The sequence below is a fragment of the Vibrio sp. RC2502 genome, from assembly GCF_054850435.1.
Genome location: NZ_CM141453.1, coordinates 830,738 through 855,051, shown reverse-complemented (window position 1 = coordinate 855,051; position 24,314 = coordinate 830,738). Strand labels below are relative to the sequence as shown.

Sequence of the window (24,314 nt, the reverse complement as noted above, 5' to 3'; positions counted from 1 at the left end):
ACGAACAAGTTATTGGCTCTGAAGGCGAGACCTGTCCGGTGATATCCTTATCATCTACTCTCAGTGTGGCATAAATTTCTACTCACAAACGTGAACAATCTTATGTCACCACTAACATTTGGTTACATTTTCCTAATATGTGAACTGGATGAGCCACCACGAAAATTTATCTGAAAGATGGGAGAACACATGATAAGCAGCGCTGAACTGATCAAGCGAGGCGCAAAACGACTATAATGTTCTAATATATTGACATTCAAAGAGATGCTATGAAGATATTACTTACAGGTGGAACTGGGTTTATAGGGGCTGAGTTACTCAAACTGCTCACCACTCATCAGATAGTGTTACTGACCCGATCGCCAGACCAAGCCAAACAGCACTTGCAGTACGCTGATTTAGGTAATATCGAGTACCTTGCTTCTCTTGATGAACTCGCCGATCTCAACAACATAGATGCCGTCATCAACCTCGCAGGAGAACCAATCGCAGACAAACGTTGGACGGAGCAGCAAAAAGAGAAAATTTGCGACAGTCGCTGGAAAATTACCGAGCAAATTGTTGAGCTGATTCACGCCAGTACCGAACCGCCCTCTGTATTTCTTAGTGGATCTGCTGTCGGTTATTACGGCGACCAGCAGGATCATCCGTTCGATGAGTGTCTTCATGTGAATAACGACGATTTCCCGCATATGGTTTGCGCTAAGTGGGAACAAATCGCCAAACGAGCTGAGTCCGAACAAACCCGCGTTTGCTTTCTCCGGACAGGCGTCGTACTCGGGCTTAATGGCGGAGCACTCGCGAAAATGCTCTTGCCTTACAAATTGGGGTTAGGCGGACCGCTTGGCAATGGCAATCAATACATGCCTTGGATTCATATCCTCGATATGGTTCGTGCCATTATGTACCTGCTTGAAACCCCTCACGCGCATGGTGCCTTCAACATGTGCGCCCCTCACCCTGTGACTAACCGGATATTTAGCCGCACGTTAGCGAAAACACTCAAACGTCCTCATATTCTATTCACACCTAAATGGGTCATGGCATTGGCGATGGGAGAATCGGCATGTTTGCTGTTTGACAGTATGCGAGCCAAACCTAAGAAACTCACCGAGCTTGGCTTTAAATTTAGTTACTCAAGAATAGAACCAGCACTGAAGCACTTGCTTCAAGATAGAAGCTGTTGAATGATAAAGCTTATCTGTCTCTCGCATTAAGCTAACACATGAATAAATCCATCCTCATTACGGGTTGCTCAACGGGCATCGGGTACGTTTGTGCTCATGCACTCCATAAACAAGGCTTTCACGTCATCGCCTCTTGTAGAAAGCTCGATGACGTTCAACGACTCCAATCAGAAGGGTTAACCTGTATCCAGCTCGACCTCGACGACCCAATAAGCATCACTAGTGGCGCAAAACAAGCGATTGAATTGGCTCAAGGCCAGCTTTATGCCCTGTTCAATAACGGCGCATATGGTCAGCCCGGTGCATTAGAAGATCTGCCTACCGAAGCATTGAAAGCGCAATTTCAAACCAACTTTTTTGGTTGGCACCAATTGGTTCAAGAGGTACTACCCACTATGCGTGCTCAAGGTGAAGGACGCATTATTCAAAACAGCTCCGTCTTGGGTTTTGCCGCAATGAAGTATCGTGGGGCGTACAACGCCTCAAAGTTTGCCCTAGAAGGGTGGACAGATACATTACGGCTCGAACTTGCTGATACCGACATCAAAGTGGCGTTGATAGAGCCCGGCCCCATTGAAACGCAATTTAGACACAACGCTCTGCACGCTTTTGAGCAATGGATTGACGTAGATTCAAGCCCTCACCGTATCGCGTATGAAGGACAGAAAAAGCGTTTAGATAACGATAAATCGAATAATCGATTCGTGCTGCCCGCAGAAGCTTGTATCGAACCCGTTCTTCACGCACTAACCAGCAATAAACCTAAAATTCGCTATCGCATTACGACACCAACCAAGTTGTTTGCGATTTTGAAACGATTATTACCCACTCGTGTCCTCGATAAAATTTTGCGACAAGCCGCATAGAAATATTTTGTCGTAATGTAATTTCATCGTAACAATGTGATGTCATTATGAGCACGTAGGTTAAAAAAACCTCACGCGCTCGAATCAATTTCTTATTAAGTTTATCAATTAAGACTTCCTCTTAAGATTTTGAACTTAAAAAGATTTGGTATCGCCACCCAGTATGTTTTGTACGAATGCGAGGCAACAATGACATTAAATCAGCTGAACTGGCTTAGTGTGGGTGTAGTGTTGACGATGTTCATCCTATTTTGATACCACACCTTGCACGATGCCATGCTCTGCTATCTAACGTGCGAGAACCTCCAATTTAATTGCACTTTCGCTTGCAAATAGGATAACGCTGCTTCGGCAGCGTTTTTCCTAATATGCTCGACCCGCTTGATTTTCCATTCAATTAGCTCCATATCTACAGACATCGACCTGAATTAAAAGCAAGGACACTCAGATGCAATCCCCATTTATCGTTGAGTTAACAGAACAGAATTTTAGAGAAGTGCTTGAAGGATCAATGAACACGCCCGTTCTGATTCATTTTTGGGCCAACGCTCAACCAGAAAGCGCACAAGTGCTACCTGAGTTGCAAGCTCTCACTCAACAGTACAATGGTGCTTTTACATTGGCTCTGCTGAACTGTGAAGATCAACCAGCGCTTGCTTCCCAATTTGGTGTGCAAGTACTGCCAACAATCGCGTTGTTTGTTAATGGACAAGCGGTCGATGGCTTAGGCGGGCCTCAACCAATCGAAGCGATTGGCGCAATGCTACAAAAACATTTGCCAAGCCCTGACGAGCAACTATTGAAGCAAGTAAGCGAACTGCTTCAACAAGGCGAACATGCACAAGCTCTGAACGTCATTCAAACGCTGTCAGATGAACTGCAATCACGCGGTGATGTAAAATTAGCGAAAGCCGATTGTTTGCTAGAAACCAAACAATTCGAATTAGCACAAGAGTTGTTAGCAACCATCCCACTGGAGTATCAAGACAACTCTTACAAAAGCTTAATCGCGAAACTGGAACTGCATCAGCAAGCGGCTGAAAGTCCAGAATTAAAGCGCTTGGAACAAGAGTTGGCAGCTAACCCAGACAATTTCGAATTGGCATGTGAGCTAGCAGTACAATACAACCAAGTGGGTCGTGATGAAGAAGCGCTAGAGCTACTTTGGAACATTTTAAAAGTAAACCTAGGCGCGCAAGATGGCGAAGTGAAGAAGACCTTTATGGATATCCTAAGCGCCTTAGGACAAGGCAACGCTATTGCAAGTAAATATCGTCGCCAGCTGTACTCCATCTTGTACTAAGCGCAGAACACCTCTAAAAATAAGACAATAAAGGCCGGAATTTCCGGCCTTTGTTTTTTGTTAGAAGTCGCTATACAGCATTGGCGCTGCTGGTGGATATTCTATTGGTTGCCAACGATCATTAAAGGTGTATTTGGCATAAAGCATGAAATGGTTTGGAGTATAAAACTCAGAACGCTGCACATCGACTAATGCGCCAAGATACCAACGTTTACTGACTCGCTTTTCCACCGCTGCTTGCAACGATGTACCAAAACCACCACCTTTGTCTGACGTCGCTACTGTCGATAAGTATGGTGCGTCTTCCGTAGTCCAAGAGTTGGAGACGGACGCACTCAACTGATATGACCAAGAGCTGTTGTATCGACCATAAAAGTTGATAGGTAAAGACACCGAGAAGTAACTTTGCGGGCTGTAGTAGCCACCGTGACCTAGCGTGTACTCACCCAAATTTTTGTCGTAATCCAGGTACATTAAGTTCGTACCAATACTTAAACGCTGGTCATCCGTTGCAATTAACTTATAGTACGCCCCACCTAACACGCCTAAACGAGTGTTGTCTTCAACCTTTTCACCAGTCAAACTATGATACTGCAAGCTACTCCAAAAACCGTAAGGGCCACCGGTGTCCCAGCTTGAGTTCAACTTCACACCAGTACGGATAACCCCACCCCATTTAGTCCCTTGAGGGTCAGTCGTGCCACTAGGGACAGACATTCCAGCATAAGAAAGCGTGCTGCTAGTCTCTGGGCGACGCGAAGCTTCTGCAGTCCAACCTAACTCACCTAGATCCCCATTGATGCGCACACCACCAACCCATGTGGTATGGTCGAAACCAATTGGTGTCGTGCCGATATCGACCAACCAATCTTCAGCTTGCCAGCCCACTCCAAATGCCATACCTGATGCGTCATTTTGGAACGAAACGCTGTCAGAATCGGTGGTTTTTTCATAGTAGTCCAACTGACCTGAATCGATAGAAACATAATCGGCTTTTAGCAACAGATGCCCATCCCAGCTCTCAATCGGGATTCGTGCTTCTATGGGCACTTGATTCGAAGTATTACGACCATCTCGTGCACTGTAATCCCAGCCAATTATGACATGACCATCACTCCGATCATGCAGTTTATCGATGTCCGATTTGACGTTACGAGTCAACCAGTAGTCGTCAGCAGTATCATATAGCTCACGTAAGCTTGGGAGCTCTTTTGTCGCCTCTTCAGGTTCACGATTTTTATCCATTCGGTCAAGATTTAAGGCTTGATAGGCGCGTGTTTCAGCTAACGCCCACTGTTGATTTTCCATTGCTATAGACATGCTATTGCGAAACGCTAATGCGTCGGCATCAGGCATCGCATCCAACAACTGATTTAGCGCATTAGCGTCATTTCGATAGCCTTGTTGATTAAACACCGCGGCCACTGTCATCAACTGTGCCGCAGTTAAGCTATCGCGCTTTTTATTCAAAATGAGGTGCATATCGTGATACGTCGCTTCATCTCCAGTCAAAGCACTGGCTTGCAACATGCCAATTTCTGCTTGAGTTTTAAATGGCTCAGGCTTTAAAGAAACTTGTTCATACAAATCCAACGCAAGCTTAGGCTGTTGATTAACAAGCATCAGATCCGCTTGACTCAACAGTCGACGGGTTTTGAGTTCATCAAACTGTAATGCTTCCGAAGCACTTAAATCTTGTGTTGCGGAATTTAATGCTAAGCTCGCATACCAACTATCAAAATATTCAAAGTGATTCAAGCTTACCATCATGCTGCCGTAAGCCAGTTTGTCATCGGTTGACCAATCTTCTGCAAACGAAATGCTTTGGAAAAGCCTCTCAGCTTCCTTAACTTCATCAATGTCTAACCACGCACTAACTAGACGAGCGAGCGGTTGAATTTGACCTTGATAATCCGACTCTAGCGCACGTAATGTCGCCGTTACTGATTCAGGAGAGGCTAAGTAACGCGTTTGAATGTCTCTCAACTGAGCATCAAGCTTCAAGCGGGTTAAATTGCGCTGTATTGCGTCTGTCATGTCATGTTGTGCGATGCTCTCTAGCTCAGCGATAGCCTCATTCACTTTGAAGTCCTGCGCGAGATAAAGCGCGTAAGCAAATTTCATTTCAGGGTCATTACTAGATGTAGCCCAATTGGACATCAGCGTATCCGCGCGTACTTTGTCGCCCATTGAATGAATAACATCAGCAATATCAAGCCTTAACCATGGGGAGGTTGGTTGTAGCGCAATCAATTCCTCTACGGACGCTTTCATCGTTGCCTGATCATTTTGAGCGATTGCGATCCGCAGACGAGTCAAAATAACTTCCGACTTGATGCTCGCTATTTTTTCAGCGACCACTTTCTGCTGTGGGGCAGAGTAACTGCGCGCGAGTGCTTCCGCGCCAGACCAATCTTGCTGCTGAATACGAACATCTAAACGACCACGCAATGCAGAGCTATTGCTACTGTCCAGTTGCAAAGCTTGTTTGAAAGCCTTCTCTGCCGCGGCATAATTTTCTCGAACAAGATACAAAGAGCCTAATGATGCATAAGCATAAGGTTGGGATTTATCTACTTGAATCGCTTTGTGATAAACGCTTTCTGCTTGCTTAAACTGGCCTTTTTCGACCAAGGCATCACCTTGATCAAGATACGCCCAATATTGAGACGTCTCGATTAGCGCTGCCCATTTTGAGGCCGAGTCAGGATTATGATCTAAGCGCTGAGCCTGTTTAAAGTATTCGAGCGCTTTTTGCTGCTGCCCTCTACGTAGATAAACCTTGCCCATAGCACCGAGCAATTCAGGATCTCGCGGACGAGTCGTCAACGCATAACGCAACTGAGCTTCTGCTTGGTCGGTTTTATCTTCCTCGAGCAACGTTAACCCTTTGAGCTTAGCGAGATAGGTGGGGTCTTTTCGTAGTTCCTTTTCCTTTTTCCAGCGCTCTTTCGCGCTTTGATTCGCTCTTTGAATCTCCATGTCAGACGGGTAGTAGCTAGCTAAAATGGCATATTGCTGAACAACTTGATCTGAAATAGGCAATTGATCCAATGCACGCAACCACGACGTTGCCGCATTTGTTCCAACCGAAGGAGCAAGCGCTAACTTTTTATAGGTATCGAGAATCCATGGATCGGCAGGATTCTCTTTGCGAATGTGGTTGGCTAACGCGAGTTGAAAAGACGGAACACTAGGATAATTTGCATTTAAACGTTCCAGTCCCTGTTTTACCGAGCTCCAACTGCCAGGCAAATTACTTTGCAATTGTAGGAATTCAAGTTGTAACGCTGGTGATGGCATTCCATTTGGAAAAAGAGCTTTGTAAGCTTGAATCGCTTCATCGTAACGACCAGATTTTGCAAGCAACTGAGCGCGCTGATAATCCGCTCTTTTCTCTCCCTGAATGGCCATAATCGATGACAAGTTTTTCGCTTGAGGCGAATGAGGCGCCTGCCTGATTAAGCGCTCAAATACGGGTTTTGCTAATTCTGGCTGCTTACGTTTCAGATACATATTTGCTTGATAGAAAAGCCCCGTTGGATTGCTTTCTTCAATCGCGAACAGCCTCTCTAGAGTACTCTCGACAATATCATCTCGGCCAATCGCATCTGCTAGTTTTAGCTGCTCAACTAACCATTCAACCGAGTCAACTCGTGCTAATGATGTGGAAAATTGAACCAGCTCGATAGGCTTGTAGACCTGTGCGAGCTGCGACTTTGTCAGAGGTTTTGAACTAAAGCTTTCTGCATGCACAGTGCCGATGCCACCAGCCGCCAAAGCAACCAGTGGAATCCACCTTAACACGCGTCCTGTTACTGACATCTCTCGCTCCATGCAGGAAGCAATTCACCTTGCACATCAAAACGGTAACGTTCTGCATGCCAACCAAGCCCAAATAGACTTAATACGTTGTCGTAATAATGATCGTTTTTGTCCATCACAAGTTCATTTTGAGCACGACTGAACTGCGCCTCCAACAGCGCAGATTCACCAGAAGCCGCGAGCAACGGAAGAGCCGCAGCAGAAAAACCTGCACTTCCTGATTGGGTATATTTACCCGTTTCAGTATTTACTTCTCTCGCGGGCGCACCAAGGGCTTTGGTTGCCGCCACAAACGGCTGCATTTTTTGCACTAATACTGCTTTTTCTGAAACTTGGTCATTTAACATGCCCACCCAAAGATAAGTGCGGATCGCGTTGTAACTGCCTATCGGCCCAGTGACCCCATCTGAGCTATAACGACCATTTCTCAATGTTGCCCAGTCTGGGCTAAAGCCAGCTGGCATCGTTTTCTCTAGCATGTGAACACTTGCCTTATACATTGAATCCCAGTTGTATTGCGGGTACAGAGACTGCATACGAGCAATCAGTTGTAACGGAACATAACTCGGATTCACACGGTACTGGCCGTCGGCACCAAAGCCAGTTGGAGCTGGCAACAATACCGTTCCAACTCCTTCAACGTTGACGGTTTCTTCACGTAAAATACGACTCGCAATAAGATGTCCAAGGGTCTGATAGTAATAGTTATTCCATAATCTTCCCGCCTCAACGAGGGAGTACGCTATCCACAAATCAGAATCTGACGCTGGATTAGAATCCAAGACTCCGAACTGACCATTTTCTTTTCTTCCCCACAACCAAGCAGGAAGCCTTGCCGTCAAATCCCCACCAGCCAAATGTGATTGAGTCCATTTTAAAACCTGATCGAAGGTTTTAGGGTCATTGGCAACCAAGGCAAAGAACAATGCGTAAGATTGACCTTCCGAGGTCGTAATCATACGCTCATCACTGCCATCAACGACTCGGCCTTGCTCCATGTATACCGACTTAAATGTTTCCCATTGTGGCCACTCGCAGGTGTTAGCCCACAAGTAAGGAGACACCAACAACATAAGGAACGAGATGAGTTTTTTCATTATTCCTCTTCCTCAGTTTTTTCTAAACGTCTAGACGCGACTTGACGTAATACGCGCCAAAGCACAATGGTTACGATCACCACTAGCAAGGCGGCAAAGCACGCAACGATGACTGGGTGATTAGAGAAGTGATACCAAACGAGCTGCCACACAGGAAGCTTACCGACATAGTAGTGCGAACCCACGTTGTAGCTTGCTACTTCGTTATTTCTCAACGTCACCACCGAGCCAAACATGTGCTCCACTTTACCGGAGTCAGCCAACGCGCGATCAACCGACGAAAAATCTGACGGGTGAGCCGCCATAATAGAAATGACGCTGCGTTTTTTCGTAAATGGCGATTCTGCACCATAAATAGCAGCAAAAGAGCCCTCAGCCTCAACAGAAACATAATCCGCGGCCACTTGACGAGTATCACTTGGACTCATCCAGTTCATTCCGAGCTGCTTTTCATTTTTGCTTGGCAGGCGAATCTGTCTCTGACCCTCTTTAACCACTAAGTTAACTTGGTCTGGATTATTAGCGGCTTCTTCTAGTGCATCCACAACACCGATCGTCAGGATGTCTTTATCTTTTAGTTGCTCAGCATTCCATTTGTCTGTCAAAAGCACCTGAATACCCGGGTACCCAGAATCACGTCCTAACGACCCCATGACGTTTAAGAAGGTCTGCAACACTTCTTTTGGAGCTCTCTCTGGAACAACAATCGCAGTTTCTGACAAATCGGCCATGCGAGTGTAAGGAAAACCAGAAGTAGCAAAAGCGCGCATATTTGGCATTTCGATGTAGTGAGGGAAGCCACTAAAATCAACCGTAGAGTCACCATCAATGACCGCGTATTGCTTACTTGGTTGCGTCACCTGACATTGCCCATCGGTCACCGACGCAAAGCCAAACTCAAACTCGATTTGGTTTTTACTGCCAACTTTAAAGGCCGGAATACGAACAAGCGCATCACCACTCAGAATACTGTCATCTAATAGAGGAACACGCACACGGTTAGACTCACCACCTTGGCCTTTTGTGGTTAAGTTAAACGCCTCAATGAACTGGTCATTGATGCTCAAAGTCAGGCGAGAACCAGAATGATCCGCAGCAGGTGGCGAATACCGATAGTTAAGATCCATCGGTATACCACGGCTCTGCCAAGTAAAGAGATCGGGTGGTAAGCGCAAACTCACGTTGATTGGAGGAGGCGTTCGACCTTCCACTTGCAACATGCTTTTTTGTTCGACTAATTCAGATAATGCAACGGGACGAGCCGTACTCACCCAGTTTGGCGCATCGTACGGGACTCGTGGTTTGATTTGTTTGACTTCATTAATCTTCGCGATTGGCCCAGTAAGAAGTTGGTTTCCCAACGCCAAACCTTGTACCGCAACGTTAAGATCCTTACTGTCACGGCCTATCACTAGAAGAAGCTTCACGTACGGGTCAGTTGGGTGAGTGATAACTTGAAGACGAGGGCCATCCGTGTCTGGAAAATCTCTCAGAAACTCAGGTTTGTTGTCATTGGTAACAAAGACAATGGCGTTGCGCTTAGGTAACGTGTCGACACTAAAAGGGAATTGAGCACCACGCCAACCCGCTAGAGCACCAAAGTAAGAGCTCAAGACACCAGCTGCTTTGACATCATCCAGATCGTATTTGCCACCCATAACGACGGGCAGATTTAACTGGCTAAAATCACGGACATCAAAAAACGGCGCTGGCAACAAGCTCAAGTCACTTTCCAGCATTGTCTTTTGGGCAAACATTTCAATTCGACTGCTTTGGCTGATCTCGGCCCAAATGCTCGAGTCATTTGGGTTGGCACAGTCTTTCTGTGTATTCCCAATCAACTCAAAGCGAATTTGGTTGTAGTTACTGAAGTAACGAGTATCCAGCGGCATCGATAAACTCAACTTTTTACCTTGCTGACCATCGACGATTGACGCCACTCCCATAAGCTCATTGTTCAAATACACTTTGACGTGAGAAACCAAAGAGAGCAACGCTGGTGAAGGTGTGATGTCAAAGTACAACGTGGCTTTAGACACCACCTCATCGAGTCGCGAACCGAAACCAATATAAGCACTGGCCTCACTGCCTTGAATAGCAATTGAACCACTGTAACCCAATTGACTAAATGGAATGACACGCTTAAATACGGTCGAATTTTCAGCATCTTGCTGTGCCAAAGGCGTTGGTTGTTGCTGACTTACTTCTTGTGCCGCGAGACTGCCCGACATACACATGAGAGTGATAGCCGTCGTCAACGCCGTTAGTTTTTTATTATTTAGCATGACTTGAGGTCCTGATTGGGACATAACGAGGTCTTAGTGACCAAATAAATTCGATACAAAATAAAAGTGCATCCACACTGGCCTGAACAAACTTAGGACAATGTTGCAGCAAGCGTTTGTATCCATTAAAGCCGACTTGCAGTACAGCCTGCATACTCGATAGAGGCTTATCTGATTGATAGCCTTGTTGCCATTTCGCCCACGTATCTGCACGTGCAAATGTACATTGGACGTATTGGATTTGTTGTTGATGAGACAATTCGTTGAGTTGTAAACCAAATATCCCCTTATGAGCATAGGCAACCGTCATCGGGAACACGAATTCTTGACCACCGCGATTGAGGATCACTTCTAAGGTTTGGCCAAGTAGGTACGCACAGGTTGGTTCATCGACTCCGTCTATTTCAATGCGCACGCCACCCAAAGAGAAATCCTTCATCTGCGCTTGAATCAAGTGCCCTGAGTGAAGCCTTACCGCGACAGGAATCGCTACCTCTACTCGGTGATCTTTTCGCACTTGCTTGGCTTCTACCGCAACGGCGACAGCTGCACCTAAAATCAACAAGTTGTACATCGTCCAAACGAGGTTCACGATAACCGTACCGATTTCGTCTTGAGGCCCCCACCCCATTCGGTAAATCCCTACAGCAAAGCCCAGAATGTTGAGTGCAACCAAAACCAAATATGGTCGGGAGATCACCCAATCGTAGTGAGATTTTTCAACCAAACCGCCTTTTGCCGTTACGTTGAATGTCCCTTTATGGGGTGCAAACAAAGCCACCGTTGTTGGCCTTGCGATATACCAAGCAAGCACGGTTTCGTATACCTCACCCCAGAACGAATAACGGTAGTCACCCTGCATACGAGAGTTGGTCATGCTCGCGTGGATCATATGAGGCAATACGTACAAAATGATCGCCAGCGCTGGCGCATAAATCACGTAGGAATGCAGCAACAAATAAGCCAATGGTGCGATCAGGAATACTATCCTCGGGATGCCAGATAGAAAGTGCAGCATGGCATTGACGTAACAAAGCCGTTGAGAGAGCTTAAGACCCTTTCCTGTCAATGGATTATCTACCCTAAATATCTGCGCCATCCCGCGAGCCCAACGAATGCGTTGCCCAACGTGTGCAGACAATGTCTCTGTCGCCAAACCAGCAGAAATCGGCTGCTTAAGATACGCAGAACGATAGCCTAAACGGTGCATGCGCAAAGAAGTGTGCGCATCTTCCGTCACGGTTTCGACTGCAATACCACCGACTTCCTCTAAAGGCTCTCGACGTAAAATAGCGCACGAGCCACAGAAGAAAGTTGCATCCCATAAGTCGTTACCATCTTGAATCAAGCCGTAAAACAAGTTGCCTTCGTTTGGCACGTTACGAAAGTTCGATAAGTTACGCTCAAAAGGATCCGGAGAGAAGAAATGGTGCGGCGTCTGAATAAGCGCCAACTTTGGATCTTTCAGGAACATCCCCATTGTGAGCTGAAAGAATGCTCGTGTAGGAATATGGTCACAGTCAAAAATCGCAACAAACTCACCGCTGGTCTGCTTCAACGCATAGTTAATGTTACCGGCTTTCGCATGTTCATTCGTTGGGCGGCGGATGTAGTTCACCCCTACACTTTTGGCGAAATCTCGGAAGCTATCACGCTTGCCGTCATCCAGAATGTGGATGTTGAGTTTGTCTTTCGGCCAATCGACACCTAACGAGGCATAAACCGTCGCTTTCACGACATCAAGATCTTCGTTGTAAGTAGGGATCATCAAGTCAATAGTTGGCCAAGTTGACTGATCCGGTGGCATCGATACTGGTTTGCGATTCAATGGCCAGATATTTTGGAAATAGCCAAGCATCAGCACAATCCAAGAATACGTCTCAGCTAGAAGTAAAACGCCCCCTAGAAACAAAGCAACAGGATCGTCCCAGTTCAGGGTAGACGAATAACGCCACCACAAGTATCGACATGAGGCCGTAACCGACAAGATGATCAAAAGCATGGTAGGAAAACGACCCGGCATGCGACGAACCATCATCGCTAATGCCCAGAGTAACAACACAAAGACAGTCTGAGCCTGATAACCAAATGGCACCGTAAAACACAGCAAAGCGATTAACACCACGAAAAACAGCAAGGTGTAGTTCAACGCCATCGCTGACTTACTTGCTTTAATACGCTCTCGAACTTGTGGATCTTTGATGTTGTTCGCTGTCTGTTCTAACCAGCGGACGCTTTTTGCAACCAATTCAAATGGCAAGTAGAACGCATTGCGAATTTGTTCGGCTAAAGTCATCGCTAAGCTGCTGGTTTTTTTGGACCATGCTGTATTTACGTTTTGCTTGAAGCAAAGTAACCACACGCTTTGGATAACAAAACGCACAGGATCAAACCATCTCGGCGCAGCAAAATTAACGTTTGGATAGTAAACCAAAGGCAGTTTCCATGAGGGAACACCCGAAATAACCGGCTTTAAAAATACAAAACTCAATGAAAACCAAAAAGACAAAGCACACTCACCAACCCAGTTTGTTTTGCAATTCCAGGCTTGCTCGTAAGCTTTCTTCTGTAGTCTGAATTGGTCCACTACCCAGCGTTGGAAAATCAAATTAAGACTTCGCATAAATTAGCTTTGGTCCTGAGCGCTTGATAACGCTGATACACACCAAAAAGCAAAAGACTGAAAATCTTTTGCGGCTTGACTCGATGGCGAATAGTGTTGAACGGTCGTCAGGTTTGCCACACATTCAAGCAATGCCGTATCTCGATGAATCGAAACAGGAATCAACGATTCGCTAAGTTCCTTTTTCAGCACCAACATGAAATCACGACCAATTTCGGTTTCTGGCTGATACTTATTCACCAAAAAACGTAATTTGTCAGAGCGAAGCAATCTCGATAGCTCTTCATGTTGTAGCCAAGATTGAAGAGTGAGATAACTCAGGGCATCTGCCGTTACCACCAACACAATCATATCCATTGAGTCGACAAAAGATCGCACTTCAGGATCAGTAAGCTCTGCTAAGTCGGCGTGAAAAAGCAGCCACTGCTCACCACGGTTTTCGCTCACTTGCAACGTCATTTCACCTAGCATTGATAGGTAGTGAGAACGCTCGTTAAAGAACGCTTTTAACTGCTCAGAATTCAGATGGCCAAACGGTAAAAAAAGTGCACCTTGTGGGCTTTCATAACCAGCCTGGGTCCAAGGTTTATCTGAAAGAAGTTGTTTCGCCCAGCCATCTTTCTCTTCCTGCGGCAAGCCAAGATGAGTTTGCAGTAAACTGTTAGGCACCACCTCAATGGCCAGAACCTGTTTGTTTATCTTAACTAATGCTTGTGCCAAGTTCGCAGCGACGGTCGTTGAGCCACAACCACCTTTTAAACTAACAAAAAGAAGGCGTTTCATATCGCTTCCGTTTCTAAACCTTTCTGCTTATTACGCACTTGAGGCAGAGCATTACGAGCACTGTTGGCTTGAAAGACCAACCACTTATTTTTAGCTTGCACGTAAGACTCGTTTTCTGTTGTTTCAATATACTTATGTTGAGTTAAGTTATAAGAAGAGTAGATCGAATTAATATCTTTTGCAGACTCAGTCATAACATTTTTTCACAATATAACGGTGTTTAAACTGCGGTAATGGCAATCCCGCCAGTTACTCTTTGCAGTATAAATTCCATTGTTGAAAAATTGACGCATCGACCTATGCGTCTCATATTTACAGAACGCTAATGAATGTGAGCAGGGTTATTTATAGTTCACATAATTAATAAATCCCTAAATGATGTTTGACTTCAGAAACAGGGGTTATGAAGATGAATTGTAATTATCCATTTACGATATATAAGCACAAAGAATAATTTACTAGTAAATCATAGACTTGCAAATTATTGAGTTTAAACTTATAAACACCATATGAAGCAATGCTATAACTATTTTAATTTTTGATCAATTTCGTTTAATATCTCGGCGTCATTTTCTTGTCGCCAAGAAAAGTAACATTGTAACGATTAGCATACAGCGGATTGTAAGCCACAACGCACAACAACAGTAAACCATTGATTATAAGGCCTTTTGATGTCAGCAATCTCCGGGTTATCCGCAATTACTTCTGAACGAGAGATAAATTCTGTTTATGTAAACTTATTTACACATAAGCAAATGGTTATTGATTATTTGTTCAGTACGCTACCAGCAAATAACAACACTTCACTTACAAGCTTTACAGACAAGGAAACTTTTTTGTCTGCATTGAATGATGAGGCCTTATGCAAATTCAATGACTTATCTAAAAATCATCTTGAACAGTGTTTTTTTCTTAGCCACAAATTCACAAATAAAGCGCCAAACGCTATAAAGCTTGCAAAAGATATTCATCAAACAAATATAAAGAAACTCTCTACATATATATTAGTAGTTCCAGATTCACTGGTATCATCAAGTGACGATTATTTTGTAAGTATTTTCCTACAAAACTTAAATGAACTGGCAAATAATAAAAAACTCACTATTAGTGTTTGTATATATGGGCATCTGACGACTTCACTATTAAAGCCCATTCTGATTTCTCACAATAGATACATTGCAGGTTTGGCGACCATGACATCATTAGATGATGCTCGCTACTGCTATCTTGTGGATTTTTGGTCCAATAAACACGGTGTAATTTCCCAAGACGAGTACCTTCTCTCTAGCACTAAAGATAAGAAGCTAAAAGCAACGCCTTACGAAACGCATCAATCTCGTGTCATACCGGAAGACAAATCGGATAGTGATAGAATATATATCAGTAGAAGAGCCTTCAGAGAAAACGAGAAAGCCCCAAAAGGGATGCGTATGGCCGAGAGTAATCAAGAACTCATAGCGATGTTAAACAACCCTCGCTCTTCAACTATTGTTTTCAGCTGTGATAACCAAAGCGAAGTTCAACAAATCGCGTTAGATTGCTACCGTTTAAGGTCCGCATATGGTCGTCAGCTAAAGATTATTGTCAGGGAGACCCAACAATGTCTGAGATATGCAGATGAAAAGTTCTTACTCCGCGCGGGGGCGAACTTCATTTCACATGCGCAGATCCCCCATATGCGCTTTATGACTCAGGTTGAAGCAATTCAAGGCCAAATGCTTACACGCCCAATTCCTGACAATTTAGAGGCGCTCTTAAAGCATGACTTTAAGTTTGGTAGCAAAGGCTACTTACAAAACCAGGACTTTAACCAATACTGTATTGACGTCATTTCCCATTCAACACACTCAAGTGTGAACTTTGCGCTCATCAAGCTGAACTTATTGCCAGGCATGACGGCAGAGGAATGTTTACGTCTTTGCCATATTCGAAGAGATGGCGACGTTGTGACAGCCTGCAAAAAAGCTCTATATGTCTTGTTCAGTGCTATTCGACAAAGCGATATTGATATTGCACTAAACAATATATTTGAGTTTCCAGTGAGAGACTTGTTTCACTCAACTCACACGTTTGATACTCAATTAGATATCGAAACAGAGCTAAAATTCATCGTTCAAGATGAAGCCGTCATATCCGATGACGTTTCAACCTTGACGACAGAGAGGGAAATATTCCATACCACCACCAATTCCATGGTTGATGTTCCCCCTTTGTTTGCTGTCAAAAAGGCCATTGAGCTTAAGGAAAGTTCATGAATATTAACGACTTTTTACTGACTTCGAGTATCAGCTTAGGTATTGGCCTACTCCTAGGATACTTTCTTCGTGACCTAGTAAACGCAACCACACGCTTTTACCACAAGCACTTAAAACGCTCGCGCTATTTTGAGCTAGATACATCAGCCACTAACACCAAGAAGCTTAAGTAATGACATCGCATTCTCATGACTCTACCCCCTTCACTATAGGATTGGGCTGGTGGAACATTTACTTTATCGCAAAAATAGCGCTCTATTTTCAGGGAATCATCGATTTCCATCCAATGGAAAACTTTGCGCTGTTGATCTTCATCCTGCTGCCAATCTCGATGAAAAGCCTAAATACGGTGCGTCATATCGTTGTATTTGTCGCCGCAGCGTGGCTCTTGCATTACGATTCTTATCTCCCTCCGCTAGACCGTCTTTGGGCTCAAGCGGGACAATTAATGCAGTTTGAATTGAGTTATCTGGTCGAACTTTTGGGACGATTTTTATCATTCCAAGCAATTCTCGGATTGCTCGCTTTGTGTGGTGCGTACTTTATTTTGAGCAAGTTCGTTAGAGTTTCAGTCTTTGTGGTTATTGCTATGATCTATATAAGTATGCCAATGACGACGGAACCTCCGACAACAGTGGCTGCAGAAGTAACTCAACAACAGCCACCAACCGAGGTTACTGCTAGCAAACAACCTCAAATAACGGAAATTAACGATGCAAGTCTCAACACATTAACTGCAGATTTCTTTTCTAAAGAAGCTTCCCGACGTGTGACATTCGATACCAGCAGCGCAATGGATGCTCCTTTTGATTTGTTGTTCTTGAGTATTTGTTCGGTCGCGTGGGATGACATCGAAATTGCAGGACTGGCCGATCATCCTCTGTTCAAAGAGTTTGACATCATGTTCGACAATTTTAGTTCCGCTACGTCATACAGCGGGCCTGCGGTCATTCGTCTGCTACGAGCCAATTGCGGTCAACAGGAACACAGTCAACTGTTCCAACCAGCACCTTCAAAACAGTGCTACTTGTTCGAAAGTTTGAAAGAGCTAGGCTTCAAAGAAAATTTACTGATGAACCACAATGGTGTCTTCGATAGCTTCCTTGAATTGATCAAGAAAGACGGTGATTTACAAGCGGCTCTTATGTCTCAAGAAGGTTTAGCTCCTTACCAAAAATCTTTTGATGGCTCTTCGATCTTCCGCGATAAGCAAGTACTGGATAACTGGTGGCAGCAAAGACTTAACAGTAGTGACGACAAAGTCGTGGCACTCTACAACTCAATTTCACTACACGATGGCAACCGGATCATCAATACGAATTCAAGCACATCCATTGCTAGCTACAAAATGCGCCTTAAGAATTTGCTTGATGATCTCTACGCGTTCTTTAAAACCTTAGAGTCCTCAAAGCGCAACATTGTTGTGGCCTTGGTACCGGAACATGGTGGTGGTATGCGAGGAGACCGAATGCAGATTTCAGGTATGCGAGAAATTCCTGCGCCAACGATCGTTCACACCCCGGTAGGAATTAAAATCTTCGGAGAAGGAATTCAACGTCAGGGCAGCACAGAACACGTCAATGCGCCATCTAGCTATCTGGCGTTGTCACAGCTCGTGTCGAATATTCTGGATAAAAACATTTATCAAAGTAAGACGTTTAGCCCTTCAATATTGACGGAGAATCTACCAGAAACACGCATTGTCGCGCAGAACTCCGGTTCTACTGTGATTGAAGTACAAGGGAAGTATTATGTTTCTCTTGATGGTTCTAGTTGGATTGAATACCCAACAAAGTAGTCCCAACTAAACCATACAATGCAGTCTAAGGCCGGAACTTCCGGCCTTTGTTTTGCCTAAAATCGCACCGCTATCGTTTCTTCTCAACATCTTCGATTGTCTACAACTCAAAAATGCGTGAAAATGAATCAGTTATTATGCACTCAAGGGAATAAATCATGCCTATCGATTCACTGATCACTATCGGTATTTTCGTCGTCCTCGCTGTCGTTATCTTGTCTTCAGCCATCAAAACGGTTCCACAAGGAAACAACTGGACAGTTGAGCGCTTTGGACGCTACACCCACACATTAAAGCCGGGTTTAAACTTGATCATTCCATTCGTTGATAAAATTGGTCAAAAAGTAAATATGATGGAACGTGTGCTTGATATTCCAGCACAAGAGGTCATTTCAAAAGATAACGCAAACGTGGTGATCGATGCGGTTGGTTTCGTTCAAGTTATCGATGCGGCTAAGGCGGCTTACGAAGTAAACGATTTAGAACACGCGATTCGTAATCTAACGCTAACGAATATTCGTACCGTACTTGGCTCGATGGAACTCGATGAAATGCTGAGCCAACGTGACATGATCAATACCAAGCTGCTAGCGATCGTGGACCAAGCAACAAACCCTTGGGGTGTAAAAGTCACGCGTATTGAAATAAAAGATGTTCAGCCACCAGCCGATCTAACTGCTGCAATGAACGCTCAGATGAAAGCAGAGCGTAATAAACGTGCTGAAATTCTCGAGGCTGAAGGTGTCCGTCAGGCAGAAATCCTCAAAGCAGAAGGTCACAAACAATCGCAGATTTTAAAAGCAGAAGGTGAAAAACAGTCTGCTATCCTCCATGCTGAAGCGCGTGAGCGTGCTGCTCAAGCGGAAGCAAAAGCGACTTACATGGTTTCCGAAGCCATCGCAAAAGGCGATATGCAAGCCGTTAATTACTTCATCGCGCAAGGCTACACAGAAGCTCTCAAGAGTATTGGTCAAGCTGAAAATGGAAAAATCATTATGCTACCTTTGGAAGCAACCGGACTCATGGGCTCTGTTGCGGGCATCGCAGAAATGTTTAAACAACAAAATAAAGATTAGGACCCAATTATGGACTTGTTCAACCTGCTTGATGGCATAACATTTTGGCACTGGCTTGCATTCGGCTTTGTGCTGCTTGCCGTTGAGCTACTTGGTACAGCGGGTTACTTTCTGTGGTTGGGGTTATCGGCGTTATTAGTGGGAGCGTTATTGGCAGTGCTCCCTTTCGGCTGGCAACTTCAATGGTTATCTTTCGCGACTTTCAGTTTGCTGACAACTTGGTTATGGTGGCGACGCCAGTGGTCAAGAGACAAACAAGATGATCAAACAAGAGATCTCAACCAAAAGTACAAGCAGTTGATTGGCCGCAGCGTGATACTCGAGGAAAATTTTTCAATTGGGTTAAACAGAATTCGCATCGCCGATACCACCTGGTCAGCACAATGTGAGCAAAATATCCCAGCCGGTACTCGCGTAAAAATCGTCGCGATCGATGGAATAATCCTCATTGTGGAGCCTATTTCTGAGTAATTTATGTCAAAGTAATGAAGTAAAGACTGCTTCATTACTTTCTTTTCTCTCAACTCTTTTTATTTCATCGTGTTATTCAATTTGTCCTTAAAAAATAAGTAATATAAATATTATTAAATTCCATCTTGTAAATCCTATTGATATTCATCAACTAAGAATTAATCAAAAAGATAGTTCACTGCTTCCTGTCATTTTCAATCTAATTTCAATATAAAAAATAAAACAGTGTTGAATTAATTTTTGATCTTTCCAACTCCCTATACATACTTAATCCATAAGCATAAAGGTAAATGCTTATATTTTAGGTAAGTAGAAAAGTCTTTCCTACCGTTTTATTGATAACTGAGTTGGTCCTCACCACACCAAAGGTAGAGCTTGTTCCAGCACGGTTGGGCACACAATGGGAGACACCATTTACTGCGGTATGTGTGAGCGGTATTAAGGTAGTGAGACATGTTTTTGTTTGAGCACTTAGCACGCCAAATACACAAATTTTGGGTAACAGGCGTAATAAAGTCTTAAACATATGAGGGTGATCGTTATGAAATTATTAGCCGGAATACTATTAATATGTTCAGCTACAATTCCATTTACTATTCAAGCAAATGGCGCTTCAGGAGGAAGAACATTAGCACCTGAAGTGAAATGTGAATTACCAAATGGCAATGTCCACATGCTGCCACCGTTATATTGCAAAATGTATGACGGCAGAGAAGTAAAATAGAAAAAGGAGCCATTAGGCTCCTTTTTATTATTCACTAATTGATTAGTGGAAGCTGTAAGGGATAAGAACTTGTAGACGTAGGTCTGTCTCGTCCGCGTCGCCAGCACCAGCGTACTCGTCACGCTCTAGGATTGTACCGTGTAGACGGATTGTAGAGCCTTTAAGCGCACCACTCTGTAGAGAGTAAGATACTGTTGCGTTGAATGCATACTCGCTTTCGTAATCCCAGTCACCAGATGCACCGCTTGCAGCTGAGTCGGCACCAGAACCGTAACCAAAGCCTAGGTAGTAGTTCCAGCCGTTACCTTGGTTGTAAGATAGACGGTTGTACCATGCTAGCTCGCCCGCTTTGTTCCAGTCAGATAGAGCATCCCACCACTGAGACCAAGTACCGTTGTTCATACCGTAAGTATGGATAGTACGTGGAACGAAGTCAGAACGGTTGTCTGTGTCTGTGTAACGTAGTTCAGACATCCATGCTAGCTTGCCGAAAGACTGGTTCAAAGATAGACCAGTGTGGAAACCTAGACCATCGTATTTCACATCGTCATCAACACCGTAGAAGTCAAATGCAAGAGTTGTACGGTCACTTACTGTGTACTTCAAGTAAGCTTTGTAAGATGTGTTGTCAGTTTCGTTGTGGTAGCTAGTCACTTGACCTGCGCCCCAGTCGATACCATTTGCGTATTTAACGCCAGTCGCTTGACCAAGACCAACTTGGAAGAACAAGCTGTCAGTTAGGTTACCGTTTAGACCTAGAGAGTGTAGGTAGCTCCATGAAGTGTCAGACCAAAGCGCTGGTGCGTAGTCATCTTCGTGAAGTAGCCAAGGTGCTGTGAATTGGTCTGCACCGAAGTAGCTTAGGTTGAAGTCGCCTAGCTTAGCGTTTAGTTCGAAGCCACGGTAAGTACCAGGTACAAAGCTCCATACGTTACCAATAGTACCGTTACCACCAGCTTGTAGCATACCTACACGAGCGTTAAAGTTTTCGTTTGCTTTGAATTTAAGCGCAGCTTTGTAAACTTTAAGTTGTTGGCCGTCACCTGCACCCCAGTCTAGGTTGTTACAGGTTGAGATTTCGTTACATAGGTAGCCTTCGTTTGAGTTGTAAAGGCTGTCGTTGTAAAGATCACCAGAGTAGTAAGCCGCAACATCTGCACCAACCCAACCATCGTGGTAGCCAGAAGTGAAGTCTAGGATAGCGTTGTAAGAAGAGTAGTTTAGACGGCTCCAACGGTCACCGTTCTCACCACCAGGTTTACCTGTAGTACGTGTACGTGAACGAGTGTCAACTAAGAACATTGCATTAAGACTAGAGTCATGCATAAATTCGTTCACTTTCTCTACGTATTCACCACCCGCTGCACTCTCAGTCGATGCAGTAGCTGGAGCAACAGCAACAACACCAAACATTGCTGCAGTTAACGCTGAAACCTTAAAAAATTTGTCCATGGAAAAACTCCTAAAAATGGATATAGCTGTATTTTTCTATCTCACCTTTAGTTGGCCGCCGAAGGAGAGAAGTAAATTCCTGATTAAACCTCATTATTTCTAATTTGGTTTTTTTTAGTTCCTGCATACACACCGTGTATCCACGCCATTAAGACTAACTTCGCACCTAAAAACATCCAAACGGAACTTATTTTTTTTCTAAAAAAATATGAGCCACGCCAAAGTTCCATATAAGTTATTGATCCAGATCTTATTTTTAACACCAACACCGCAACATTGAATATATACATTTAAATTCAAACACTTAAATAACCACGCAAACATTCAACATGAAGTGCATCGCAGACTTGAATACAAATAGATTCGGATATTCGAAGGGGAGATCCTGATCACTGAAACGCAGAAAACACAAAACCAAGACATACAAACACACTTAATATGCGTAAAGAAAAAGCCCCACAAGCTTTGCCTGTGGGGCTTTTAGTTATTTTTTATCTTTTTTGATAGTGCTTAATTTATCAATTCAAGCAAGTCTTGCTCAGTTTTTATCTCGATACCCAATTCTTGGGCCTTAGTGAGCTTAGAACCTGCATTTTCACCAGCAAATAAAATATCGGTTTTCTTGGAAACACTGCCAGTGACTTTTGCACCCAAAGATTGCAACGCCTCTTTTGCTTCAGTACGTCCAAGTTGAGATAGTGTACCCGTTAGCACGACAGTTTTACCTTCTAGTGGCAGTCCTGCGCCTTGCTCAGGTGCACTAACTTCTGGCCAGTGGATACCTTGCACAAGGAGATCTTGAACAACAGCTTGGTTTTGCTCTTCTTCAAAGAAAGTCGTAATGTGCTTCGCAACTACCACACCAATATCTTGAACAGCAATAAGTTGTTCTTCCGTTGCAGCTTGAATCGCTTCCAGTGATTTAAAATGTTGAGCTAGGTTTGCCGCCGTTGCCTCGCCCACTTCTCGAATACCTAGCGAGTATAAGAAACGTGGCAAGGTTGTTAACTTCGATTTTTCTAATGCATTAACAATGTTTTGAGCAGATTTTGGCCCCATGCGATCCAATACGGTTAACACGCCAGCCGAAAGCTTGAACAGATCGGCAGGGGTTTCTACCATTTCACGATCGACCAATTGCTCGATAACTTTGTCACCTAAACCATCAACATCCAACGCTTTACGTGAGACGAAGTGCTTGAGCGCTTGCTTACGTTGAGCTTGACAGACCAAACCGCCAGTACATCGAGTCACCGCCTCCCCTTCGATACGCTCTACGTGCGAACCACAAACAGGACACTGAGTTGGGAAAATAATATCTCGCGCCGTTTCTGGTCGACGCTCTTTGATGACAGAAACCACTTGAGGAATCACATCGCCAGCACGACGAATCACGACCTGATCACCAATCTTTACTTGAAGGCGCTCAATTTCATCCGCATTATGCAGCGTTGCGTTACTCACCGTCACGCCACCAACAAACACGGGCTCTAACTTAGCAACCGGAGTGATAGCTCCCGTTCGGCCAACTTGGAACTCAACTTCATTCAATGTGGTGATTTCTTCTTGAGCCGGGAATTTGTATGCGATCGCCCAACGTGGAGCGCGAGCAACAAAACCCAGGCGCTCTTGAACGGCAATATCGTCAATTTTGATCACGACTCCGTCAATTTCGTAAGGTAATGCATCACGACGCTGCAGAATGTCTTGATAATAAGTTTTTACGTCTGCCAAACTGTCGACTCGCTTGGTCTCTGGACACATTGGCAGTCCCCAAGATTTTATCTGTAGAAAACGCTCATAGTGACTGGCTGCCAAATCAGCCCCTTGCACAACTCCAACACTGTATGCGTAGAAGCTAAGTGGACGCGAAGCCGTAATACGCGAATCTAATTGACGTAAACTGCCTGCTGCTGCATTGCGAGGGTTCACAAATACTTTTTCGCCCTTCTGACGCGCAAGCTCATTCAACTTTTCAAAGCCCGCTTTCGGCATAAATACTTCACCACGAACCTCAAGACGAGCTGGCCAGTCATCACCCCTCAGCTTCAGAGGAATGGCATTAATGGTGCGCACGTTTTCAGTGATGTTTTCACCCGTAGTACCATCACCACGCGTTGCCGCTTGAACTAAAATACCGTTTTCATACAGCAGACTCACGGCTAAGCCATCTAGCTTTGGTTCACAACAATACTGCTTAATGCTTTCTCCACCGATTCGGTCTTGAGCACGTTTATGGAAGCTGTCGAGTTCACTGTCGTCGAATGCATTATCTAATGACAACATTGGGACTTCGTGTGTCACCTGACTAAATTCAGAAAGCGGCTTACCACCCACTCGCTGACTTGGCGAATCAACCGTCACTAAATCAGGATGTTGAGCTTCAATTTCTAGCAGTTCACGCATTAGGCGGTCGTATTCTGCATCTGGAATCTCTGGATTATCTTCCACGTAGTAGCGAACGGCGTGGTAGTGCAACGACTCTTTGAGTTCTTCTAGCCGTTGATGTACTGATTCAGACATAGTAAAGCCCCGTATATTGTCAATCGATGAGGTTGGGAATCCATGA

General features: G+C 44.5%; 17 protein-coding genes. 9 read left to right on the top strand and 8 right to left on the bottom strand.

The window, feature by feature from the left end; genetic code table 11:
• Positions 1-269 precede the first annotated feature (269 nt).
• The 3 genes from ACYJZR_RS04015 (at position 270) to ACYJZR_RS04005 (ending at position 3,356) form a co-directional block, all read left to right on the top strand.
• Positions 270-1,187 carry a TIGR01777 family oxidoreductase gene (locus tag ACYJZR_RS04015; RefSeq protein WP_063517238.1) on the top strand — a complete coding sequence of 306 codons (918 nt, stop codon included), beginning with the start codon at positions 270-272 and terminating at the stop codon, positions 1,185-1,187.
• A gap of 38 nt (positions 1,188-1,225) precedes the next feature.
• The gene (locus ACYJZR_RS04010) at positions 1,226-2,053 is read left to right on the top strand and encodes an SDR family oxidoreductase (protein WP_023585930.1); all 828 of its coding nucleotides are present in this window, start codon (positions 1,226-1,228) and stop codon (positions 2,051-2,053) included.
• A 448-nt stretch (positions 2,054-2,501) separates the two neighbouring features.
• On the top strand, positions 2,502-3,356 hold the full coding sequence (locus ACYJZR_RS04005) for a thioredoxin family protein (protein WP_005454528.1): 855 nt from the start codon (positions 2,502-2,504) through the stop codon (positions 3,354-3,356).
• A gap of 60 nt (positions 3,357-3,416) precedes the next feature.
• On the opposite strand, the gene ACYJZR_RS04000 is transcribed toward ACYJZR_RS04005, so the two are convergent.
• From ACYJZR_RS04000 to ACYJZR_RS03975, 6 genes are read right to left on the bottom strand one after another with little or no spacing between them, the layout of a single operon-like run.
• Positions 3,417-7,181 (bottom strand): cellulose synthase subunit BcsC-related outer membrane protein, encoded by a 3,765-nt coding sequence (locus ACYJZR_RS04000; protein WP_406966413.1) that lies wholly within the window; start codon positions 7,179-7,181, stop codon positions 3,417-3,419.
• Entirely contained in the window at positions 7,172-8,278 is a 1,107-nt protein-coding gene (bcsZ, locus tag ACYJZR_RS03995; RefSeq protein WP_406966412.1) for a cellulose synthase complex periplasmic endoglucanase BcsZ, read from the bottom strand. Before bcsZ ends, ACYJZR_RS04000 begins: the two co-directional genes overlap by 10 nt.
• A complete protein-coding gene (gene bcsB, locus ACYJZR_RS03990; RefSeq protein WP_025622687.1) occupies positions 8,278-10,563 on the bottom strand; it encodes a cellulose biosynthesis cyclic di-GMP-binding regulatory protein BcsB in 2,286 nt (761 codons plus the stop codon). The genes bcsZ and bcsB overlap by 1 nt, the downstream gene beginning before the upstream one ends.
• On the bottom strand, positions 10,553-13,186 hold the full coding sequence (gene bcsA, locus ACYJZR_RS03985; RefSeq protein WP_025521180.1) for a UDP-forming cellulose synthase catalytic subunit: 2,634 nt from the start codon (positions 13,184-13,186) through the stop codon (positions 10,553-10,555). The genes bcsB and bcsA overlap by 11 nt, the downstream gene beginning before the upstream one ends.
• Positions 13,187-13,189: 3 nt before the next feature.
• Positions 13,190-13,969, bottom strand: a complete 780-nt coding sequence (gene bcsQ / locus ACYJZR_RS03980) for a cellulose biosynthesis protein BcsQ (RefSeq protein ID WP_406966411.1) — start codon at positions 13,967-13,969, stop codon at positions 13,190-13,192.
• Positions 13,966-14,163 (bottom strand): hypothetical protein, encoded by a 198-nt coding sequence (locus ACYJZR_RS03975; protein ID WP_020840230.1) that lies wholly within the window; start codon positions 14,161-14,163, stop codon positions 13,966-13,968. Before ACYJZR_RS03975 ends, bcsQ begins: the two co-directional genes overlap by 4 nt.
• 477 nt (positions 14,164-14,640) lie before the next feature.
• Between ACYJZR_RS03975 and bcsE the strand changes: the two genes are divergently transcribed.
• The 6 genes from bcsE (at position 14,641) to ACYJZR_RS03945 (ending at position 20,293) form a co-directional block, all read left to right on the top strand.
• Complete coding sequence (gene bcsE / locus ACYJZR_RS03970; RefSeq protein WP_406966410.1) at positions 14,641-16,224, top strand: cellulose biosynthesis protein BcsE; 1,584 nt, start codon at positions 14,641-14,643, stop codon at positions 16,222-16,224.
• A complete protein-coding gene (locus ACYJZR_RS03965) occupies positions 16,221-16,397 on the top strand; it encodes a hypothetical protein (protein WP_406966409.1) in 177 nt (58 codons plus the stop codon). The genes bcsE and ACYJZR_RS03965 overlap by 4 nt, the downstream gene beginning before the upstream one ends.
• Positions 16,397-18,022 carry a cellulose biosynthesis protein BcsG gene (gene bcsG, locus ACYJZR_RS03960; protein ID WP_021449655.1) on the top strand — a complete coding sequence of 542 codons (1,626 nt, stop codon included), beginning with the start codon at positions 16,397-16,399 and terminating at the stop codon, positions 18,020-18,022. Before ACYJZR_RS03965 ends, bcsG begins: the two co-directional genes overlap by 1 nt.
• 158 nt (positions 18,023-18,180) lie before the next feature.
• The gene (locus ACYJZR_RS03955; RefSeq protein ID WP_005454552.1) at positions 18,181-19,098 is read left to right on the top strand and encodes an SPFH domain-containing protein; all 918 of its coding nucleotides are present in this window, start codon (positions 18,181-18,183) and stop codon (positions 19,096-19,098) included.
• Positions 19,099-19,107: 9 nt separating this feature from the next.
• On the top strand, positions 19,108-19,569 hold the full coding sequence (locus tag ACYJZR_RS03950; RefSeq protein WP_020840226.1) for an NfeD family protein: 462 nt from the start codon (positions 19,108-19,110) through the stop codon (positions 19,567-19,569).
• A 541-nt stretch (positions 19,570-20,110) separates the two neighbouring features.
• On the top strand, positions 20,111-20,293 hold the full coding sequence (locus ACYJZR_RS03945; RefSeq protein WP_071651861.1) for a hypothetical protein: 183 nt from the start codon (positions 20,111-20,113) through the stop codon (positions 20,291-20,293).
• Positions 20,294-20,335: 42 nt separating this feature from the next.
• Here the strand turns inward: ACYJZR_RS03945 and ACYJZR_RS03940 are convergent, their stop codons facing one another.
• Together ACYJZR_RS03940 and ligA are read right to left on the bottom strand one after the other, a co-directional pair.
• Positions 20,336-21,745: an OprD family porin gene (locus tag ACYJZR_RS03940; protein ID WP_005454568.1), complete on the bottom strand. Its 1,410-nt coding sequence runs from the start codon at positions 21,743-21,745 to the stop codon at positions 20,336-20,338.
• Between the two features lie 510 nt (positions 21,746-22,255).
• Positions 22,256-24,268, bottom strand: a complete 2,013-nt coding sequence (gene ligA, locus ACYJZR_RS03935; RefSeq protein ID WP_140119843.1) for an NAD-dependent DNA ligase LigA — start codon at positions 24,266-24,268, stop codon at positions 22,256-22,258.
• Positions 24,269-24,314 lie beyond the last annotated feature (46 nt).

Coding starts and splice junctions, on each gene's coding strand:
- ACYJZR_RS04015 (WP_063517238.1), top strand. CDS start 270: ATGAAGATATTACTTACAGGTGGAACTGGGTTTATAGGGGCTGAGTTA.
- ACYJZR_RS04010 (WP_023585930.1), top strand. CDS start 1,226: ATGAATAAATCCATCCTCATTACGGGTTGCTCAACGGGCATCGGGTAC.
- ACYJZR_RS04005 (WP_005454528.1), top strand. CDS start 2,502: ATGCAATCCCCATTTATCGTTGAGTTAACAGAACAGAATTTTAGAGAA.
- ACYJZR_RS04000 (WP_406966413.1), bottom strand. CDS start 7,181: ATGTCAGTAACAGGACGCGTGTTAAGGTGGATTCCACTGGTTGCTTTG.
- bcsZ (WP_406966412.1), bottom strand. CDS start 8,278: ATGAAAAAACTCATCTCGTTCCTTATGTTGTTGGTGTCTCCTTACTTG.
- bcsB (WP_025622687.1), bottom strand. CDS start 10,563: ATGCTAAATAATAAAAAACTAACGGCGTTGACGACGGCTATCACTCTC.
- bcsA (WP_025521180.1), bottom strand. CDS start 13,186: ATGCGAAGTCTTAATTTGATTTTCCAACGCTGGGTAGTGGACCAATTC.
- bcsQ (WP_406966411.1), bottom strand. CDS start 13,969: ATGAAACGCCTTCTTTTTGTTAGTTTAAAAGGTGGTTGTGGCTCAACG.
- ACYJZR_RS03975 (WP_020840230.1), bottom strand. CDS start 14,163: ATGACTGAGTCTGCAAAAGATATTAATTCGATCTACTCTTCTTATAAC.
- bcsE (WP_406966410.1), top strand. CDS start 14,641: ATGTCAGCAATCTCCGGGTTATCCGCAATTACTTCTGAACGAGAGATA.
- ACYJZR_RS03965 (WP_406966409.1), top strand. CDS start 16,221: ATGAATATTAACGACTTTTTACTGACTTCGAGTATCAGCTTAGGTATT.
- bcsG (WP_021449655.1), top strand. CDS start 16,397: ATGACATCGCATTCTCATGACTCTACCCCCTTCACTATAGGATTGGGC.
- ACYJZR_RS03955 (WP_005454552.1), top strand. CDS start 18,181: ATGCCTATCGATTCACTGATCACTATCGGTATTTTCGTCGTCCTCGCT.
- ACYJZR_RS03950 (WP_020840226.1), top strand. CDS start 19,108: ATGGACTTGTTCAACCTGCTTGATGGCATAACATTTTGGCACTGGCTT.
- ACYJZR_RS03945 (WP_071651861.1), top strand. CDS start 20,111: ATGAAATTATTAGCCGGAATACTATTAATATGTTCAGCTACAATTCCA.
- ACYJZR_RS03940 (WP_005454568.1), bottom strand. CDS start 21,745: ATGGACAAATTTTTTAAGGTTTCAGCGTTAACTGCAGCAATGTTTGGT.
- ligA (WP_140119843.1), bottom strand. CDS start 24,268: ATGTCTGAATCAGTACATCAACGGCTAGAAGAACTCAAAGAGTCGTTG.